20 protein-coding genes, 1 tRNA gene and 1 other RNA gene are annotated in these 20,250 nt (G+C 33.9%); 16 read left to right on the top strand and 6 right to left on the bottom strand.

All coding sequences use genetic code 11. The annotated features are described in order from the left end of the window. Positions 1 to 399: 399 nt before the first annotated feature. The 3 genes from L866_RS0101190 (at position 400) to L866_RS0101180 (ending at position 2,521) form a co-directional block, all read left to right on the top strand. Entirely contained in the window at positions 400 to 768 is a 369-nt protein-coding gene (locus L866_RS0101190) for a hypothetical protein (protein WP_025728354.1), read from the top strand. A 1-nt stretch (position 769) separates the two neighbouring features. After that, a complete protein-coding gene (locus L866_RS0101185) occupies positions 770 to 1,783 on the top strand; it encodes a glycosyltransferase family 4 protein (protein ID WP_025728352.1) in 1,014 nt (337 codons plus the stop codon). 108 nt (positions 1,784 to 1,891) lie between these two features. Beyond that, positions 1,892 to 2,521: a nitroreductase family protein gene (locus tag L866_RS0101180; RefSeq protein ID WP_025728350.1), complete on the top strand. Its 630-nt coding sequence runs from the start codon at positions 1,892 to 1,894 to the stop codon at positions 2,519 to 2,521. 54 nt (positions 2,522 to 2,575) lie between these two features. Here the strand turns inward: L866_RS0101180 and L866_RS0101175 are convergent, their stop codons facing one another. Next, complete coding sequence (locus L866_RS0101175) at positions 2,576 to 4,474, bottom strand: heavy metal translocating P-type ATPase (RefSeq protein ID WP_025728348.1); 1,899 nt, start codon at positions 4,472 to 4,474, stop codon at positions 2,576 to 2,578. 402 nt (positions 4,475 to 4,876) lie between these two features. Here L866_RS0101175 and L866_RS0101170 point away from each other — a divergent pair, with 402 nt between their 5' ends. The 6 genes from L866_RS0101170 to L866_RS0101145 all read left to right on the top strand — a co-directional run bounded on the left by L866_RS0101170 (position 4,877) and on the right by L866_RS0101145 (position 10,267). Next, positions 4,877 to 5,479, top strand: coding sequence for a 50S ribosomal protein L25 (locus L866_RS0101170; protein ID WP_025728346.1), 603 nt, complete (start codon positions 4,877 to 4,879; stop codon positions 5,477 to 5,479). A 25-nt stretch (positions 5,480 to 5,504) separates the two neighbouring features. Further along, a complete protein-coding gene (gene secG, locus L866_RS0101165) occupies positions 5,505 to 5,738 on the top strand; it encodes a preprotein translocase subunit SecG (protein WP_025728344.1) in 234 nt (77 codons plus the stop codon). Positions 5,739 to 5,920: 182 nt separating this feature from the next. Then, positions 5,921 to 6,634 carry an alpha/beta hydrolase gene (locus L866_RS0101160; protein WP_025728341.1) on the top strand — a complete coding sequence of 238 codons (714 nt, stop codon included), beginning with the start codon at positions 5,921 to 5,923 and terminating at the stop codon, positions 6,632 to 6,634. Between the two features lie 29 nt (positions 6,635 to 6,663). Beyond that, entirely contained in the window at positions 6,664 to 9,030 is a 2,367-nt protein-coding gene (rnr, locus tag L866_RS0101155; RefSeq protein WP_025728339.1) for a ribonuclease R, read from the top strand. A 12-nt stretch (positions 9,031 to 9,042) separates the two neighbouring features. Then, on the top strand, positions 9,043 to 9,504 hold the full coding sequence (gene smpB, locus L866_RS0101150; RefSeq protein WP_025728337.1) for an SsrA-binding protein SmpB: 462 nt from the start codon (positions 9,043 to 9,045) through the stop codon (positions 9,502 to 9,504). Positions 9,505 to 9,523: 19 nt separating this feature from the next. Further along, the gene (locus tag L866_RS0101145; RefSeq protein ID WP_025728335.1) at positions 9,524 to 10,267 is read left to right on the top strand and encodes a histidine phosphatase family protein; all 744 of its coding nucleotides are present in this window, start codon (positions 9,524 to 9,526) and stop codon (positions 10,265 to 10,267) included. A gap of 155 nt (positions 10,268 to 10,422) precedes the next feature. Here L866_RS0101145 and L866_RS0101140 read toward each other — a convergent pair. Continuing rightward, positions 10,423 to 10,496, bottom strand: a tRNA-Arg gene (locus L866_RS0101140). A 261-nt stretch (positions 10,497 to 10,757) separates the two neighbouring features. On the opposite strand from L866_RS0101140, the gene L866_RS0101135 reads away from it, so the two are divergent. From L866_RS0101135 to L866_RS0101125, 3 genes are all read left to right on the top strand, one after another. Beyond that, the gene (locus tag L866_RS0101135) at positions 10,758 to 11,135 is read left to right on the top strand and encodes a DUF2187 domain-containing protein (protein WP_025728333.1); all 378 of its coding nucleotides are present in this window, start codon (positions 10,758 to 10,760) and stop codon (positions 11,133 to 11,135) included. 97 nt (positions 11,136 to 11,232) lie between these two features. Then, positions 11,233 to 11,961, top strand: a complete 729-nt coding sequence (locus tag L866_RS0101130; protein WP_025728331.1) for a hypothetical protein — start codon at positions 11,233 to 11,235, stop codon at positions 11,959 to 11,961. Beyond that, a complete protein-coding gene (locus L866_RS0101125) occupies positions 11,954 to 12,355 on the top strand; it encodes an RNase H family protein (RefSeq protein ID WP_025728330.1) in 402 nt (133 codons plus the stop codon). The genes L866_RS0101130 and L866_RS0101125 overlap by 8 nt, the downstream gene beginning before the upstream one ends. Here the strand turns inward: L866_RS0101125 and L866_RS0101120 are convergent. The 4 genes from L866_RS0101120 to gpsB form a co-directional block, all read right to left on the bottom strand. Continuing rightward, entirely contained in the window at positions 12,348 to 13,382 is a 1,035-nt protein-coding gene (locus L866_RS0101120) for a YeiH family protein (protein WP_025728328.1), read from the bottom strand. The genes L866_RS0101125 and L866_RS0101120 overlap by 8 nt on opposite strands. 85 nt (positions 13,383 to 13,467) lie before the next feature. After that, positions 13,468 to 14,607 carry a THUMP domain-containing class I SAM-dependent RNA methyltransferase gene (locus L866_RS0101115; protein WP_025728326.1) on the bottom strand — a complete coding sequence of 380 codons (1,140 nt, stop codon included), beginning with the start codon at positions 14,605 to 14,607 and terminating at the stop codon, positions 13,468 to 13,470. A 47-nt stretch (positions 14,608 to 14,654) separates the two neighbouring features. Beyond that, positions 14,655 to 15,025, bottom strand: an RNA gene (gene rnpB / locus L866_RS09190) — RNase P RNA component class B. A 57-nt stretch (positions 15,026 to 15,082) separates the two neighbouring features. Next, a complete protein-coding gene (gpsB, locus tag L866_RS08290; RefSeq protein ID WP_035445832.1) occupies positions 15,083 to 15,400 on the bottom strand; it encodes a cell division regulator GpsB in 318 nt (105 codons plus the stop codon). 280 nt (positions 15,401 to 15,680) lie between these two features. On the opposite strand from gpsB, the gene L866_RS0101105 reads away from it, so the two are divergent. Genes L866_RS0101105 through L866_RS0101090 form a run of 4 tightly spaced genes read left to right on the top strand, consistent with a single transcriptional unit; the run spans position 15,681 to position 20,246 of the window. Then, positions 15,681 to 16,280 carry a DUF3013 family protein gene (locus L866_RS0101105; protein ID WP_169729059.1) on the top strand — a complete coding sequence of 200 codons (600 nt, stop codon included), beginning with the start codon at positions 15,681 to 15,683 and terminating at the stop codon, positions 16,278 to 16,280. Beyond that, the gene (gene prmA / locus L866_RS0101100) at positions 16,267 to 17,214 is read left to right on the top strand and encodes a 50S ribosomal protein L11 methyltransferase (RefSeq protein ID WP_025728322.1); all 948 of its coding nucleotides are present in this window, start codon (positions 16,267 to 16,269) and stop codon (positions 17,212 to 17,214) included. The genes L866_RS0101105 and prmA overlap by 14 nt, the downstream gene beginning before the upstream one ends. Positions 17,215 to 17,217: 3 nt before the next feature. Continuing rightward, a complete protein-coding gene (locus tag L866_RS0101095) occupies positions 17,218 to 18,012 on the top strand; it encodes an RsmE family RNA methyltransferase (protein WP_025728320.1) in 795 nt (264 codons plus the stop codon). A 2-nt stretch (positions 18,013 to 18,014) separates the two neighbouring features. Beyond that, positions 18,015 to 20,246, top strand: a complete 2,232-nt coding sequence (locus L866_RS0101090; RefSeq protein WP_025728319.1) for a RelA/SpoT family protein — start codon at positions 18,015 to 18,017, stop codon at positions 20,244 to 20,246. Positions 20,247 to 20,250: the final 4 nt, after the last annotated feature.

Genomic DNA, 20,250 nt, shown 5'->3' with positions numbered 1-20,250 from the left:
TGACTTCCACAACACGGGCAACAATCAATCGGCTCGATTAATTGACCAGATAATAGGAAAGATAAACGTCCTTTAATTGAACATTTTGTTAACTTGTGGTCATAAATTTTGATGTTTTTATCGTTTAATCCGAGTAAAGATGATATAATATGTGTCATGGAACAGCTCTCCTTTATTATGGTTTAGGTGCTTATAATATACAGGAGATCTGTTCTTTTTTGTACCCTAAAATAAAAAATAGAGTTGAGGCCTTTGGCCATCAACCCTATAAATTATAGAACCATTGTAATGGACTAATGTATATTTTTAATTGAATAAAAAAGCGAATCAGTAAAAAGTCTTATAATATTAATTGTTATTTCTGATATACTAAAAGAAGTAAGGTGAGGTGACAACTATATGGTTGGAATTCAAACATTTTTTATTGTAGCTATACCATGGATTATAATAACAATATCGTTTATTCTTAATCGAACCATTGCAAAACAAGTAATAACTAAAAATCAAATAAGAACATTATTATTTTTCGTATTGTTGTTTGTAAATAACGAATTGTCTTTTCGAATGACTCATCATTTTCAATTAGGCGAATTATTTCTTATTTTAGGAGTGTTAGGTTTTGCGATGTTACTGCGTCGTCATTTATCACAACGAAAAATTTATGCCAAACCTTTTATCAAACGTTATATTAGTTGGAGTACGTTAATATTATTTGGGTTTTATTTTTACTGGTGTTATCAATATGTCATGTTATGGATAGGGGAATGAAATGAAAGTATTACTTTGGACAGAATTAGAAAATTGGGTTAGTCGATCAGGATTAGGCCGAGCTATAATTCATCAACGTCAAGCATTAAATTTAGTGGAAGTTGAACATACTTCAAAGTGGGAAGATCCAACTACTCAAATCGCTCATATAAATACATATTTTCCATTCTCCGTATGGTTAGCACGTAAGCTCAAACAAAAGAAGGTACCGGTGATTATGCATGGTCATTCGACTGTAGAAGACTTTAGAAATTCTTTTATCGGTTCTAATTTACTTGCGCCATTATTCAAAAAATGGCTGATTTATGCGTATCAATCTGGCAATGCAATTATCACGCCCACTCCCTATTCCAAAGCGCTCATCGAAAGCTACGGCGATATGCCACCGGTTTATGTTGTGTCTAATGGAATCAATTTAAAATTATATAATCGTGATAAAATTGATCCTCATGCTTTTCGCAAAAAATATCACCTGAATGCTGATCAACCAGTAATCATCTCTGTAGGTATGTGGATTGAGCGAAAAGGGATTTTAGATTGGATTAAACTAGCACAATCGATGCCGGAAGTGACTTTCATTTGGTTTGGTGAAACACCATTATGGCAAATACCTAGTCATGTAAGACAAGCAATTAAAACAGCGCCAGATAATGCTATTTTTCCAGGATATGTTCCTGCAAGTGAGTTAAGAGAAGCGTATGTTGGATGTGATGCGTTTGTTTTTCTGACACAAGAAGAGACTGAGGGTATCGTTTTACTTGAAGCACTAGCATTGAAAGTCCCAACAATCGTTCGTGATATACCTATTTATCGTGAGTGGTTCATAGATAATGAGCATGTGTTAAAAGGCAAACAAGTAGAAGATTTTAAACAAGCTATTTTATCAATTAAAAGTAACCCTACTCAAACAAAAAAACGTGTGGAACAAAGTTATCAACTCATTCAGAAAAATGATTTAAATGAGATTGGCACGCAACTAAAACAAATATATGAACAGATGATTGAAAATCACTAACAAAAGAAACGAGCGCTTTGTTTGACTCACTGAATGAATCACTTTATATTGATATCAGTTGGATAAGTCTATAACCAACTGGAAACCTGTTTATTCAGTGGAGGTATAATGATGAAAAATAACAATTTCTCAGATGTCGTCTTCAATCGACGATCGATTCGCGTGTATGATGAATCAATAAAGATTGAACGACAAGAAATGCTAGAAATGATTAATGAAGCGGTAAAAGCACCTTCTTCAATGAATTTGCAACCTTGGCGTTTTGTTGTTGTAGATACACCTGAAGGAAAAGAAAAATTAAAACCATTTATTCGATTTAATACACGTCAAAATGACACATCTTCAGCGATGCTTTTAATATTCGGTGATATGGAAAGTGTTGAATATGCAGAAGAAATTTATAATGCAGCAGTTGATGCAGGAACCATGTCTCAAGAAATGCGTGATAAGCAAATGGAAGCAATTATTCCTATTTATCAAAATTTAACACGAGAAAAAATTAATGATGTTGTTAAAATTGATAGTAGTTTATTCGCTATGCAAATGATGCTAGTGGCTCGTCATCATGGCTATGATACTAATGCGATTGGTGGATTTATCGAAGATAATTTAGCAGAAACATTTGGTCTAGATTCAACTCGTTATGTTCCAGTATTGATTTTATCGATTGGTCGAGCCATTGATAAAGGATATGAATCCATGCGATTAGATGCTGAACGCTTAACATCATTTAAATAAAATAAAAAAAACGAGTATCCCTATCAGTTAATCTGAAAGGAGATACTCGTTTTTTTAACGACGATTGGATAAATTAATATCAAAGGTAGTGTCACGATAATGAGGCAATTTTTGTAGTAAACGAAGGCCATTTAAAATAACTAAAATGGTACTTCCTTCGTGACCAATCACACCAATTGGTAAATTAATTAATTGGAATATATTTGAAATAATTAAAAGTGTTATCATACCTAATGCAAAGGTGATATTTTGAGTCGTTACGCGACGTACTTTACGTGCTAATTCGTGAGTATAAGTAATCGATTGTAAATTGTCACTCATAATAACAAAATCAGCTGATTCCATCGCAATGTCTGTTCCAGTTCCCATAGCAAAGCTTAAATCTGCAGTTGAAAGAGCAGGAGCATCATTAATACCATCACCTACCATGGCAACAGAGCCATATGTAGCTTGTAGTTCTTTAATTAAGTTAGTTTTATCTTCGGGTAAACAGTTAGCATGAACATCATCAATTCCTAATTCATTTGCAATTGCTTGTGCGGTTAAGTCATGATCGCCAGTTAATAAAACAGGTGTAATATGCAATTCTTTTAGTCGTTTAATGACCGCTTTAGCTTCTGGTTTCACATGATCCATCAGACTAATCATGGCCACACATGTTTGGTCTTGACCAATATAAATAATTGTTTTCCCTTGATGGAGTTCTTGTTGAGCAATTTTTTCAAACTGAGATGAAAGGGAATCACTAACAAATGAACGTTTACCAACTTTAAAAGTCTTACCATTAATTTGGCCCATTAAACCATGAGCATTCACTTCAGTAATATCATCAAGTTCTAAACGATCCATTGATTCAAATTCTTTTGTAATAGCTTTAGCAATAGGGTGACTAGAATGTTCTTCAATGGATTTAATAATTTGTTTTAGATTAGTTTGTTCAGTTTGAGATAAATGATCAGCAAAATGCACTTGATCTACTGTTAATTCTCCTGAAGTTAAAGTGCCTGTTTTGTCAAAAGCAATTGCTTTGACGTGGTATAGAGTTTCTAACATGGCTCCATTTTTAGTTAAAATACCATGTTTTGAACTATTACTAATAGCACTTAATATAACGGGAGTACTTGACGCAATTAATGCACACGGCGATGCTACAGTTAGAAGGACCATACCTCGATAAAGAGACTCATTCCATGTCCACCCCATGAAAAAGTGGAAAATTAATATAGCAATGGGCACACCAATTAAAACAGCATAGGCGTATTTATTTTCGATTTTTTTAATAAATGTTTCAGTTTGTGTTTGATTTTCTTGAGCGTCTTTAACGAGTTGAATGATTTTTGAAAAAACCATATCTTCAGCTAATTTAGTCACTTCCATTGTACCGGAAGCACCAACGTTGATTGTACCACCAAATAATTCATCGTTTATTTCTTTGTCGACTGGAACGGATTCACCCGTTAAACTGGCTTCATTTACTTGAATCGGTTCAAGAGCAAATCCATCAATTGGAATGACATCACCTTTACGAAGTAAAAGTCGGTCACCAATCTTTAATTCATCAATACCAATTTCTTTAGTTGATCCGTCACTTAATTGTATTCGAGCTGTAGTGGGTTGTTGTTCAAGTAAAGCTTCCATTGTTTTTTTTGATTTATCAGTAGCGTATGCTTCTAATGTACCTGATACAGCGAAAATAAAAATAAGTAATGCGCCTTCGAACCAGTAGCCAATCAAAGCTGCTCCAAGTGCCGCTACGACCATTAAAATATCGACGTTCAATCGTTTGTTTTCAAGAGAATCTTGAATCCCTTCAACTGCCTGTAAGTATCCGCCGATAACAAAAGCTAATAAAAATATAATGGTTTGAATGGTAGAAGTGGGGATTAAAAAGCCAATAACGATCAAAATCCCACTAATAACAGTTGTTGTTAGTGCTAATTTTTTCTCATCCATTTGATGTTCCTCCTATAAAAATATGTATTTAAGTTATTTAATTCAAGTGCAATTGAGAATGAAAAAATATCTCCAACACTTTATTTAGAATTATTATTATTAATCTGTCTATATTCTTACTATAGCAACAAAGAAGAATGTTGTCACTTAAACGGTACTGATAATCATTATCAGTTAAAACACATATAGTACTGGTTATCATTTAAAAATAAAATCGCTATTTATCGCGATTTTATCAATTAAATTGGTGAAATTTTTTCAATACTGTGGTAAGATGTATGGTAGGCATGTAAAAATCATGTTTTTAGAATTTTTTTGAGGTATTATCACTAGTTAGTAACTAGTGAAAAAGAGATTCTATGAAAAAATCGAGAAGATATATTTGTAGGAGGAATTTTTAAAATGAAAACATTAAAAGCTGAATTACGCGAACACACTGGTAGCGGACAAAGTAAAAAAGATCGTGCAGCAGGTCGAGTACCTGCAGTTATGTATGGTCATGGTAACGATGCAACAAACGTAACAGTTGATGTAACAGAATTAGAATTTTTAATTCGTGAAGAAGGCGCAAACGCGGTTTTTAACCTTGAAATCGAAGGTAAGAAACAACAAGTCTTCTTACAATCAGTTCAACGTCAATCAATTAAACGTGGAATCCTTTCAATCGACTTATTATCAGTTAAAGCTGGTGACAAAATCGTTGTTCCAGTTCCAGTTATCTTGGAAGATGGCGACAAACGTACAGTTGGTATTGTAAGTAAAAACTTAAGTGAAGTGGAAATTGAAACAGCTCCATCAAATATTCCAGAACACTTCATCGTGAATACAAGCCACTTAGAAATTGGTGATAGCATTACAGTTGCTTCAATCGAAGTTCCTGAAGGTGTTGTTATCTTAGCTGATATGGATACAACGATTGCTTCAGTTTCTGCACCTCAACAAGTTGATGAGCATGCAACGACAGAAGCAGCAGAACCATCAGTTATTGGTCAAGAAGAGGAATAATTAAACCAAAATAGGAGGTTTTAACGTGTACAGTATTCTATTAGCCGTTTTACTCGTCATTTCTGGTTTACTTATTGTGATTGTTGCAATGCAACCATCAAAAACAAATGCTGCTAGTTCATTATCTGGTGGTGCGGACCAATTATTTGGAAAGCAAAAAGCTCGTGGATTTGAGGCTTTTCTAATCCGAGTAACAGTTATACTAGGTACTATTTTCCTTGGTTTAACTCTTGCTTTAGAATTTCTTTCAAATCGTTAATCGAATCATTTAGAATAAGAATAAGCATTGATACGTTTAAAAGTCGGGGGAATGTGCCTCCGACTTTTTTTGTTCATGTGGATATTCAACAGCAATAAATGATAAAGGAAATGGTATAAAAAATGGATTTGAATTGTTATTTTACTCGATAGTCGGTAAACTATATATTGAGGTGTTAATTAATGACAAACGTAGATCAATTAGTAAAATTAAAAGGTACAAATCAGAAAGCCGTCATTTTAATTCATGGTTTTACTGGTACACCCTCTACTTTAAAATCACTAGGAAGCACAATTAATCGAGCTGGCTATACAGTGTATTTGCCATTATTAAAAGGACATGGAACATCGGTTACAAGTGACTTGTTAGATGTTGAACCTAGTCAATGGGTAGAGCAATTAAAAGAATTGTATGAAGAATTATCTCGAGAAGGGTTTACTGAAATTGCAATGCTCGGCTTATCTCTTGGAGGTATACTTGCTACTAAAATGGCAACGTTGCTTCCTTTGAAAGCGTCAGGTGTGATGTGTAGTCCCATATTAAAAGGTGCGATGAATTCAGAAAAATTACTTCAAGAATTTAATCGATATGTATTAGCAAATCAAATGGAACCAGCGGCTAAAGAGCATATTTTAGCGCGGTTTGATGAAATTGAGACATTTGCAAGCGAAATAAAGCCACAACTTGCTTCGATTGAACAACCATTTCTAATTGTTCAAGGAGGAGCAGATGATTTTATTCTTCCTGATCAAGCCTATGATTTTGCAGATGCAATGACGAATAATCAACAAATTACTTTTAAGTGGTATCCAAATAGTCCACACATTATCACGTTTGGCCCTGATCGAAATGAGTTAGGCCAGGATATCATTAATTTTTTAAATAATCATTTATAATAAGCGAAAAATAATTAGGAGGTGAGTGAATGAAATTAACTTACAATACGTTAAAAGAGTGGTTTGAACAGACCAATGGTTCATATTTTGTGAATCAGATTTCGGAAGTGTTTGAAGTCCAATCAAGTGCAAGTTTTAAACGGTTAGTAAAAATTTTAGCTCAACTAGAAGAAGAAAAATATATCGAAATAACATCAAATGGTCAATTTAAAAAAGCAGTCACTGTCGAAATGGTGGAAGGTTCATATACTCAAAATGATAAAGGATTTGGCTTTGTTCGAATTAATGAAACAGATCCAGATGTTTTTATTCCACGTGGCGCTCAAAACGGTGCGATGAATGGTGATCAAGTAAAAGTAGCCATTACTAAAGGTTCAAGTTACGTCTCTGACAAAGGTGCAGAAGGCGAAGTTGTTGAAATACTTTCACATCAGTTGAATCAAATCGTTGGAGAATATGAGGCCCTAGTTGAGCCTATCTTTAATCAACAAAAAGAAAAGCTCATTGGAAAAATTCATCCAATGAATAAAAAAGTAGCGAATTTTAATTGTTTCGTTAAAGAAGGTGGATTAAAAGTAGTTAATGGCACCATTGTAGCCATGGAAATAACAACATATCCAACCACTAAAACACCTAAGTATTTAGATGGATTAATTACAAAAGAAATCGGCTACAAAAATCAACCGGGCGTTGATATATTGTCAGTCTTATTAGAACATCATATTCCAACGACATTTGCTAATGAAGTGATGAAAGAAGTTCAAGAGATTCCACAAACGGTATTAGATGAAGAAATTGGTGAACGAGTTGATCTAAGACATTTACCAATTATAACAATTGATGGTGCTGACGCGAAAGATTTAGATGATGCTATTTATTTAGAAAAATTGGATGATGGACGTTTAAAACTTGGTGTATACATTGCAGACGTATCACACTATGTAAAAGAGGGGTCAGCAATTGATCAAGAAGCGTTGGAACGCGGAACGAGTGTGTACGTGACGGACCGTGTTGTACCTATGTTACCGACACAATTATCGAATGGTATTTGTTCGTTACACCCTAATGTTGATCGCCTCGTGTTGGGCTGTGAAATGTATTTCACGGCCGATTATCAATTAGTTGATTATCGCCTAGTAGAAGCTGTTATACGTTCAAAATATCGAATGACATATGATGACGTTAATGATATCTTTAAACGTTCTAATCCTGCTCTATTAGAGCAATACGCTGAAGTGGTACCGATGTTGGATTTAATGCGTGTATTACACGAAGCTTTAATGCAAGATCGTTATCAACGTGGTGCCATTGATTTTGAGACGAGTGAAGCGAAAATACAATTAGATGAACAAGGTTTTCCAATTGCTATTATTAAGCGTACGCGCTTCATAGCTGAACGTTTAATTGAATCATTTATGTTAGCAGCTAATGAAACAGTGGCGCGTCATTTTAGTCAATTAGAATTACCGTTTATTTATCGAATCCATGAAGAACCAACCGTAGAAAAAATGTTGCAATTTAGACAATTTATTCAATCATTTGGTTTATCATTACCAGATAGTGACGTTTTACATCCGAAAGAATTGCAAGACCTATTACAAGAAATTAAAAATGATCGCTTCGAACCAATTATTTCTAACATGATGTTACGTTCAATGAAACAAGCGAAGTATTCAGAAGAACCAGGTGGACATTTTGGATTAGCCTCTGAAGATTACACACACTTTACTTCACCTATTCGACGTTATCCCGATTTGATTGTCCATCGAATGATTCGCTTTTATGGATTCATGAATCAACCGGTGATTGAAGATACAGAAAAAGAACGATTAACGGATCAAATTGCAAACATTGCGATGCATACTTCTATGGCAGAACGTCGAGCAGTCGATGCAGAACGTGAAACGGATCGAATGAAGGAAGCCGAGTATATGGCTGGACATATTGGCGAAGTATTTGATGGTGTTATTAGTTCGGTCACACGTTTTGGATTTTTTGTAGAACTTGAAAATACTATTGAAGGTTTAGTTCATATGAATACGTTAGATGATGATTATTATCATTTTATGGATCGACGAATGGTATTAATAGGAGAACGTACTGGTGTACAGCATCGCTTAGGTGATAAAGTGCAAGTAGAAATAACACAAAGTAATAAAGAAACACGAACAATTGATTTTAAATTGATTGAAAATTACACATGGACAGCTGATCGAACAACAAGTGTGGTTAAACGTAAAAAAAATAAAAAACGCTCGAAGAAGCCTGCTAATAAAAAAACAGCTAACAAAAAGCCAAGTAAAACATTAAAATTAGCTGTAAAAGATAAAGCATCTTCAAAAACAAAATCAGTGAAAAAGAAAAAAAGAATGAAGCGTCAAAAGAAATTGAAATAAAGGGAGTATATGATGAAGAAAAAGACAGATGATAAGCCTTTAGCTCAAAATCGAAAAGCTTCGCATGATTATCATATTCTTGAAACCTTCGAAGCAGGAATGATTTTAAAAGGAACTGAAATTAAAGCAATTCGACAAAGTCGTCTCAATTTAAAAGATGGATTTGTAAGTTTACGAAATGGGGAAGCGGTTCTTAAAAATATACATATTAGTCCATTTGAACAAGGTAATATTTTTAACCATGATCCATTGCGAGATCGTAAATTACTTTTGCATCGCTCCCAAATTAGTAAGTTAGAAAAAGAAACCAAAGTAGGCGGCTTAACAATTGTTCCTTTAAAAGTTTATATTAAAAACGGCTTTGCAAAAGTTTTAATTGGTTTAGCTAAAGGGAAGAAAATGTATGACAAACGTGAATCTTTAAAACAAAAATCAATTAAACGAGAAGTTGACCGAGCATTGAAAGACTATTAAAAGTTAAGGGGGAATAATAATGAGTGAAAAAGGTGTAACTTTATACTTTATGCGACATGGTGAAACTTATTTAAATGCCTTAGAACGTATGCAAGGTTGGTCTGATGCACCATTAACGCCTAAAGGGAGAATTGATGTTCTTAGAAGTGGTTATGGATTAAAAGATGTAAAATTCAAAGCAATTTATACGAGTGATTTAAGACGAACTGTAGAAACAGCTCAGCTCGCTTTAAAATATAATCAATATATTAATGAGAATATTAAAATACATATGATGCGTGAATTTAGAGAAGTATTTTTTGGTTCCTTTGAAGGTGAAGTAGGTAGAGAAGCTTGGAAAAAAGTAAGAGAATTGGGATACAATGAAAGAGAATTCGATAAAACCTCTAAACATATTGTAATGGACCAATTAAATGCTTTTAAAGCGGCTGATCCAAAAGGTTGGGCAGAAGATTTCAATGAATTTTGGACGCGTGTCGAACGAGGTTTAGTTAAATTAATTAGTGAACATCGTGAGTCAGATGAAAATATTTTAGTTGTTAGTCATGGGATGACCATTCGCAATATAATGCATGAATTAATTCCTGACTTTGAACTAGATACACCAATTAAAAATGCAGCTATAACAGTAGTTGAATATCGCAATGGAAAATTTCATTTGAAAGCTCTAAATCAAATTAAACATTTTGTTGATGTAGAGTTAGTGAATGACGATTCGTTTGAAGAAATACCATTTGAAAATTGGCATATAGAAGTTGAATAATCATGCTGAAAATGGTCCTAATATTAACTAGGGCCATTTTAAGTGCTTTATGAAGAAGATGGATGAGTCTAAAATTTGTATAAATAAAAAAACCAACTTCAATCGTTCGTTGAAGTTGGTTAAATGCTAGCGAGTTGTATTTTCAACTCAATATACGTTCCAGGAGGGATTCGAACCCCCGACCGTTCGCTTAGAAGGCGAATGCTCTATCCTGCTGAGCTACTGGAACACAACAATATGAGTATAAGATATTTTTTATGAAAAGTCAACGTTATTTAAAGTGAAAAATATAAATTTTTTTAATTAAATGATCACTATATTGAACATTGAAAGAACATTTTAAGTAGACTAAAAATCATCATTATTTTTGAAAAAACAGGCGCTATTAACGCTTAAAACTAGGGTTACCTGTCATTTTAGCTTTTCGTTCGATTTTATGCTATAATAGAGATAACGGTGTTAGAGTTAAAGAGAGGGGCATGAGAGATCAATGAAATTATCAGATAAAATGCGTCAAACGGTCGAAACAGAACTTAGAAAAGGTACTAGTAAGTCGAGAATTGCCCATATATTAGATGTCCCATACGAAGAAGCATTAAAAATTATAGATGCTGTTCGTGAGGATTTAAGACCAGAAGTTGGAGATGAAATCGAATTTTCATTTCGTGAACATGAGATGTTCGGTAAAATTGAAAAACTTCTAATGAACTCTGCTGTCGTAAAAATAAATTGGTCTCATTCAGCTGAACAAATGCATGACATTTGTGAAGAGCGAACAATTGTTAATTTTAAAGACATTATTAATTTTGTTAATATCCAAAATGGAGAAATCAATTTAATTGCTGAAAAAGAAGCAAGTAATGCGTAATTAAATAAAAAACAGTGAATGAGCAAAGTTATCTTTGCTCTGTTTTTATTTGGACAGAACGTTTAAAATATAAATAGAAGTGAGGTGTATAATAGCAATGGATGAACTAAATAAAAATATTAAAACACTTTATGCTGAAAAGAAATATGAACAGATTGGTCAACTCATTTTTTCGGATACGGCCAATCAACTGAAAGTTACTGAGGACAATTATATTGAATTGATTGATTCTTTAATTCGTTTAAAAGAATGGATTTTAGCGCAGCAACTCCTCAATCAGTTACCTAATCGTTTTACCGCAGTAAATTCACTGCAACAATCATTTCAAGAAGAATTACAAACAACAATTCAATCGATGAAAAATCAATTGAAAAAAGGGTTGAATATTTCTGAAAGATATCATTGGTATGAAAGTTGGTTAAGATTGCCTGATGACGAAGAAAAGTATTATTTATCAAAAGAAATGCTTTTAGAACGACAATTAACAAAAGCAGAACGAGCAGATTATTTATCTTTAATGGCACGTCTGCATCATTCAATTAATACAGACACGGAGTATGTGCAGTATTTTGCTGACAATCAATTCAAATCGATTGATTTAAGTCAACTAATGCCTTTGGATCAAACAGAATATTGGATCAACTGGCCTCAATGGATTAATGAGTTTTATCGGAATGACTCGAATACCCAACGACTGGTAGAGCAAGAATTTCGCATGTTTTTAATTGAACATTATCCTCACTTGGAAGAACATTTAGGTATACATTACCAAACCTTTTTTGAGGGTTGGTTAAACACATTAGATTGGTTAAATGCTAATGATTGAAATATTTACAGATGCTGCTGTAAAGAAAGACAGCCCGTATACAGCTGTTGCTGCTCATGTGCTATACGAAAAAAAGCAATATCATTATCAACATCTCATCAAAGAATCAATGGATAATCATATTGCTGAATTTTATGCAGTCTATTATAGTGTTCAATGGCTGAGTTATAACTTTCCGACAAATGAACGATTATTTATTCATACAGATAGTCAAATTGTTTATCAGGCAATTTCAAAAGGATATGTAAAGAAAACAGTTTATAAACACCTCTTAGAACAAATTCAAAAATTATTTGATACGTATCCACTAGTAATTATTGATTGGGTACCAGAAAAGAAAAATAAAAAAGCTGATGAATTAGCGCGAGCGTTGCTCAATAAACATGTTAACTAAATGAATGAAGCATTAACAAATATATAAGAGTAATTGCAGTAACTACTTGAACTATCCCGACAGATAAGGCATATATTAAAAATTGCCAACCTTCTTTTAAAAAGTGTTTTAAATTTAAACGTAAACCGATTGCGGCGAGAGCAGTTAATTCAAACCAACTACTAATTATATGAGAAGTCGTTGCAAATACAGAAGGCAAAGGTAATGTACTATTAATGAAACAAGCGACTAGGAATCCCATCACATACCAAGGGATTCCTTTTTTTATATGTGGAGAGGACATATTAGACGTCAATGATTCACTTGGGTTAGATGAACGTGCTAAACGATTAAATAAAAATACAACGCCGACTAAACTCATTATACGCATAATTTTAAATAGCATAGCGTATTGGATGTGTTCTGCACTCATTAAACTAGCGCCAGCAACGACTTGACCAACAGATTGCAACGTTCCTCCAATTAATGCACTTTGAACTAAAAGGTTAGAAGGCCACAAATAAAGAGCAAGAAATGGAAGAGTTAGCATCATAACAGTTCCTTGTAAATTCACTAAAGTAATAATTTGCCCTTTTTCTTCTTCAGAAGCACCAATAGCAGGAGCAATCGAGGCGATTGCACTTGATCCACAAACCGCATTTCCACCAGCCATCAAACGGCGCATATTGGAATTAAACTTCAAACGGCGTCCAATTGCTTCAGCAGCCAGAAGTGTTATAGTGATTTGCAACAGAATAAAAACTAAACCTGACCAGCCCAGTTGTGTAATAGTTTGAACGGTAACAGTTAATCCTAACAGAACAACTGACACTTCTAATAGTTTACTTTCTGAAAATTTAGTACCTTTAGCCAATTGTGGGGAAGTGAAGACTGTATTCCCTAATAAAATGCCAATTAAAATAGATAATGTGGCTGCTCCAATGGTTGGTAAGAAGTAGGTAGCTAATATTTTGCTTATTATAACACAAAATAGGGCAGCACTAATTCCTGGTATAAGGGGTATGATAAAAGATTTTAATCGTTCCATAAAATTTCTCCTTAAAAATAAAACTAAGTCAACGATAAAAAGCACAACTATTGAAAGTTGTGCAATTGATCTATTTTAAATTATCCTATTTAAAACGCTTAGGACGTGCCCAATATTGGAAATAATCCGTGCGAATTCGTCCATTATATAATTTACGTTTTTTCGTTGCACGTTGACCATAAAATGATTCAAAAGTTAAATCACTTGTTAAAATATATTTACTCCAAGAATCAAGTGGTGCAAAAGCAATACCCATCACTTTGTATAATTGATGAGCTTCTTCTTCTGTTAACAGACGATCACCATAAGGTGGGTTAGTTACAAGTACACCGTCTTCATCAGATGTACGGAAATCAGCAACATTCATTTGTTTGAAGCGAATTTGATCATAACAACCAGCTTCCATTGCATTTTGTTTAGCAATTTCAATCATGTGAGGATCAATATCACTTGCGGCAATATTTAACTCAATGTCATAATCAATTTGTTCTTCTGCACGTTGTCGCTCATCATTCCACGTATTTTCATCAGAAAAAGTCCAATGTTCGCTGACAAACTCACGATTCAAACCTGGAGCAACATTCATTCCAATTAAAGCCGCTTCAATCGCTAAAGTTCCTGAGCCACACATTGGATCAACAAAAGGTTTTTCTTTAGACCAATTAGTTAATAAAATTAAAGCTGCAGCCATATTTTCTTTTAAAGGGGCCGCTCCTTTGCTAATTCGGTAACCACGTTTAAATAAACTGTCACCAGTTGTATCAATAGTTAATTGAACTTGGTCATTACGAATAGCGACTTCGATAGGATAAAGTGCACCTGTTTCAGGTAATTGACCTCGACGTTTATAAGTATCTTGCAAACGTTTAACAATAGCTTTTTTTACAATAGCTTGTACATTAGGCACACTATAAAGTTTTGATTTGATTGATTTACCACTTACTGGGAATTCAGCATCCATTGGTAAGATGTTTTCCCATGGTAAATCATAAGTTTGATCAAACAGTTCTTCAAAAGAGAGAGCTTTAAATTGACCAAACACAATTTTAATTCGATCAGCAGTTCTTAACCATAAATTGGTACGAGCGATATCTGAATAATTACCCTCAAAAAATACTTTGCCATTATCAGTAGTGACCTCATAACCGAGATCAGTTAGTTCGTTGCGTGTTAATGTTTCTAAACCACTTGCCATAGTTGCAAGTAATTGAAATTTCTTTGTCATAAAGGCTCCTTTCAGCCGTTGAAAAAATAAAAATCCTGCTTGTAAATTTCTGTAAGCCATGTTCTGTCCAACATTAATTGCAGGCGTTAATGTTGGGGTAATCATCTGTCTGCACTTTTTAAAGTGCCTCCTTCACGCGTTCAATTCCGCTAAAAGAGTGCCCCTACCTATGGTATATTTGGGTTGCTCGCTCGAGGGGTTTACCGCGTTCCACTGTATCTGTTTCCACATACACTTCGTCACTGTGGCACTTTCAAGAATACTTTGGCATAGTCAGAGACCTTAGCCATTTTTTCTGCCGTCAACTTACGTTGCCATAGCTTATTTTTTCACTATGCACGAACACTACAAGCATCGCAGCTTGTGCGAGCATGGACTTTCCTCACCTATCTTACGATAAGCGCAATTACCCGAAATTTACAAATCAAAATTGTCATTAAAAAATGACGAGATATCCCGTCAATACATTGAGTGTTTAGTCACGTAAACGATCATCGAAAACTTTACGTTCTAAATTGGATAAGCGTTTTAAAATATCAAAGTTTGTAACACCTTGATTTGAATTTTGTGTTGTTTCTCGTTTAACACCTTGCGTTTGTTGTGATAATTCTTCAATCTTTGCTTTTAAGCGTTCGTTCTCTGTTTCTAGAAAATCGATATCTGTTTGAAATGAATTATAGTCACGCATAATCACATCAAGAAATTCATCAACTTCCGCAATATTATATCCACGGAAAGCGCGTTTAAAGATTTTTTCATAAATATCTGTGTGATGTAGTTTTCTGCCTGTCATTTTTATTTCCACCTTTAATATTTTATGTGCGTTCGAAGAGCCATTTAATTGGCCAAACAAGAAAGAGTTTTTACTCTACATTAATGATACTAAATTATGTGTCAACTTACAAACAAAATTCCTTTATTCAACACTTTTTTGAGAATACGTAATAAAAGTGATAAGAATGACATTTTTGTAATGGAATAAATGATTTATGATGAGTTTAAGATACTTCTATTATCAAATGACTAAATTTCTGTTAAAATAAAGGGAAACAAGTAATTAATGAGGTGAAATGTTGAAAGTTGTTAAACAATTAGAAGAACAAAATATCATAAAATATATTGCACAACGTTTTGCTAAAGAGCCAATTAATTGGAATTATACAGTACAATGGTCAGAAAAGTTTCCAAAAATAGAAATTACACTAAATTATTTAATTAATAAACAAAATCATTCCATCGCATTAACGGACATTGAAGGCAATCAAAATGTGGATAAAGAGTGGGTTTATCAAGTGAAATGTTTATTTGTTGCACAACCTCATCAAGCGGTATTTGATAATTCAATGCCAGCTGCAATTTATCCTAATTACTTGCTAACTATTCCATTATCGGATGATGGTAGCGTTGAAAAAGGATTAATTGACCAGTTTGTTAAAGAATTACGAAAAGCATTGCATCAAATTGAATTTGAATTATTAGAATTTTTAAGTGACGATTCTCAAACAATTTATGAACCACAATTTAGCATGAAGCAATTTAATCACACGGTGCAACAAGCTAAAGATTTAATGCATTATGATCAAGATTTACTTTATTATCCATTTAAGTTAGATTACGAGAGAATAGATCATGAAGAATATTATGGCGAGGGAGATTCAAATGTCGACAAATAACGATTGGGTTAAAATAACAATAGCAGTCATTGAAAGTGATCAGGAAGTAGTGACAAATTTTTTAATGGATCAAGGATTTCAAGGTGTTGAAGTCGAAAGTTTTAATGATCTCGATTCATTAAGAAAAGACTCGCCAGATTGGTTGCTTTTTTCAGATGATTTAGCACAAGGTATACAAGGTGAAGTGAAGTTATCGGTTTACCAATTAGAAAATGAAATTACGCCAGTTTATCAAGCGCAATTCAAAGAAAATATAAGTCAACTATCGTTAGAAGGACCATTTACGGTAGAATTGACCCCTTTAAAAGCAGCGGACTGGCAAGATGGTTGGAAAGAATTTTATAAACCGATTGCACTTACTCGATTTATGGCTATTGTTCCAGAGTGGGAAGAAGCTTTTGAAACTGAAGATTTTCCGATTCAATTACGTTTAGATCCAGGATTAGCTTTTGGTACAGGTAGTCATCCGACGACTCAGTTATGTCTACTAGCGCTTGAACAGTATATTCGACCTCAAGTAACAGTTTGTGACGTAGGAAGCGGTAGTGGTATTTTAAGTATTGCAGCAGCAGCTTTAGGAGCAGATAAAGTATTTAGTTATGATATTGACCCTAGCACATCTCAAATTATAAAAGAGAATGCACGCTTAAATCCAAATAGCGATCGTATTTTTGCTTCTGAAGGCAATTTGTTAACGAAACAAACAGAACCGGTAGATATAATTGTTGCAAATATTTTAGCGGGAATCTTAGAATTAATGGCTGATGATGCGAAACGTTTATTAAAACCAGAAGGCCGTTTAATTTTATCAGGAATTATTGGCGCGAAGAAACAACAAGTAGCGAAAGCATTTGAAGCAGTTGGATTTGAACTTGAACAAAGCATGGAAAAAAATGATTGGCATTGTTTAGTTTTTAAACATGGAGAGAAGTAAATCATGCAGAGATATTTTATTGCAGAAGAATTAAGTGTAGGTAAGGAAATCATATTAGACAAAGATATTTCGCATCATTTGATGAATGTACTACGAGAAAAAGTAGGGACAATGATTTTACTAGTTGATCCTAATCAGTCATTATTTGAAGCAGAAATTGTTGCTATTGATTCGGCGGTATACGTTAGAGCAATCAAAAATGTGGAACAACAGGTTGAACTTCCACTAGATGTCCATATTATTTGTGGGTTAACAAAGAAAGATAAACCAGAATGGATTGTTCAAAAGACAACAGAATTAGGGGTACGCTCGATTACATTTTTATCGATGGATCGATCGATTGTTAAATGGAATGATAAGAAAAAAGCACAAAAATTAGAACGTTTTCAGCGTATTGCACAAGAAGCAGCTGAACAATCACATCGTTTAGCCATTCCGCAAGTAAATATTTGTGATACCTTGAAACAATTAGCGCCTTTATGGCATGAAGAAGTTGTCGTTCTAGCTGATGAAGAGCAAGCAAAAGATGAAAATGGGTTACAAACTGATGAAATCATGGTGCAATCATCGATGAGTTGGAGTGAATTAGTGAAAAATAGTATGAAAAATCATGCTATTTATGCAATATTTGGTCCTGAAGGTGGGATTAGTTCATCTGAACGTGCGTATTTAAGTCAATGGGCAATCCCTAAAAGTTTAGGTCCGCGAATTTTACGTGCAGAAACTGCTCCGCTCTATTTTTTAAGTGTTATATCTAGTTTAACCGAGTTAGATCAATTGAATAAAAGGGGTGAGTAATTATGCCGAAAAAGGAAAATATGACAGGCGAAGAAGTCATTGAAATGTGTCGTGCGTATATGAATGATGAAAGTGTTGAACTGGTGAAAAAAAGTTTATATTGTGCACAAGTTGCGCATAAAGGACAATATCGAAAATCAGGCGAACCATATATCATCCATCCTATTCAAGTGGCAGGGATTTTAGCTCAATTAAAATTAGATCGCGATACAGTGATTACCGGTTTTTTACATGACGTAGTAGAGGATACGGGTTTTACTTTAGAAGATATTTCTGTTTTATTTTCACCAATTGTCGCACAACTTGTTGATGGCGTTACGAAATTGGGTAAGATTAAATACCGCTCAGATGAAGAACAATTAGCAGAAAATCATCGTAAAATGTTATTAGCTATGGCGAAAGATTTGCGAGTAGTTATGGTGAAATTATCCGATCGTTTACATAATATTCGTACGTTAAAATTTCAATCCCCTGAAAAACAAAAGAAAATTGCTAAGGAAACGTTAGAAATATACGCACCGTTAGCACACCGTCTTGGGATGAATATTATAAAGTGGGAATTAGAAGACACGAGTTTAAGATATTTGAATTCGCAAGCATACTATCGTATCGTTCATTTGATGGACAGTCGTCGTGATGAACGTGAATTATTTATTGAACATGCGATTAGTGAGATTATCGGAGCTATAAAAGAGCAAGATAATATGGTTCAACCAGAAATTTATGGACGACCAAAACATATTTATTCGATTTATCGAAAAATGGTCGATCAGAAAAAAGAATTTAGTGAAATCTATGATTTACTGGCTTTAAGAATTATTGTTAATACAATTCGTGATTGTTATTCAGTGTTAGGAATTATTCATACTAAATGGAAACCAGTACCCGGACGATTTAAAGATTATATTGCGATGCCAAAAGACAATATGTATCAATCCATTCATACAACCGTAATCGGACCTGATGGAAAACCAGTTGAAGTTCAAATAAGAACAAAAGACATGCACGATGTTGCTGAGTTTGGGGTAGCGGCACATTGGGCTTACAAGGAAGGGCGGACTCAAAAAGTAACTGCTGATCCCTTGCAAAAACAACTCGATTGGTTTAAAGATTTGTTGGAATTACAACAAGAATCTCAAGATGCGACAGACTTTATTGAAGGCGTTAAAGAAGATATATTTCGTGATAAAGTTTATGTTTTTACTCCGAAAGGTGATGTATTTGAATTACCGAATGGTGCAAGTCCACTAGATTTTGCATATCATATTCATACGGATGTTGGTCACAAAACGGTAGGAGCAAAAGTCAATGGAAAAATTGTGCCTCTAAATTATCGTTTGAAAAATGGCGATATTATAGAAGTGATGACTAATTCCAATTCAAACGGACCATCGTATGACTGGATTAATATGGTATCTACACGTAAAGCAAAAAATAAAATTAAACGTTTCTTCAAAATGAAACAGCAAGATTTGTATATTGAAAAAGCACGTGAGCAAATCATCTTCCAACTGAAAGAAAGAGGATTTAATCCAAAAGAAATCTTGAATAAAAAAGCATTGAAAGAAGTCCGCGAACGCTTTAATTTTGCGACAGAAGAAGATTTAATGATTGCTATTGGATTTGGTGACGTGTCAGTGGGTTCGATTGTGAATAAATTGACTGAAAAAATTCGCCAAGAGCAATTAGAAGAAGAACAACTCAGACAGTTGATGGAGAACGATCCTAAATCAACTGAAACACAGAGAGAAAAAAGACACAATAAAATGACAGTCAAACACGCAGGTGGAGCGGTTGTTGAAGGTGTCGATAATCTACTTATACGCTTAAGTCGTTGCTGTAGTCCAGTTCCAGGGGACGATATTGTTGGTTATATCACTAAAGGACGAGGTATTTCAGTCCATCGTACCGATTGTCCTAACGTACAATGTGCGAAAGATGAAATTAATCGATTAATTGATATGGAATGGGAAGATACAAGTCAATTAAAAGAACTATATAACACGGAGTTAATTGTACGCGGTTATAATCGTAATGGATTATTGAATGAAGTTTTAAATGTCATTAATAGTACAATTAAAAGTTTAAAAGGTGTTAATGGTAAAATCGATGATAATCAAATGGCAGAAATTACCGTTAATCTAGGCATTGAAAATGTGAATCAATTATCTTTAATTGTTGATAAAATAAGAAGTATACCAGATGTTTATGCAGTACAACGTATTATATCTTAACTAA

It is taken from the genome of Atopobacter phocae ATCC BAA-285 (assembly GCF_000526675.1).
Lineage (GTDB): Bacteria > Bacillota > Bacilli > Lactobacillales > Aerococcaceae > Atopobacter > Atopobacter phocae.
This window is presented reverse-complemented; position numbering and strand designations above follow the sequence as displayed.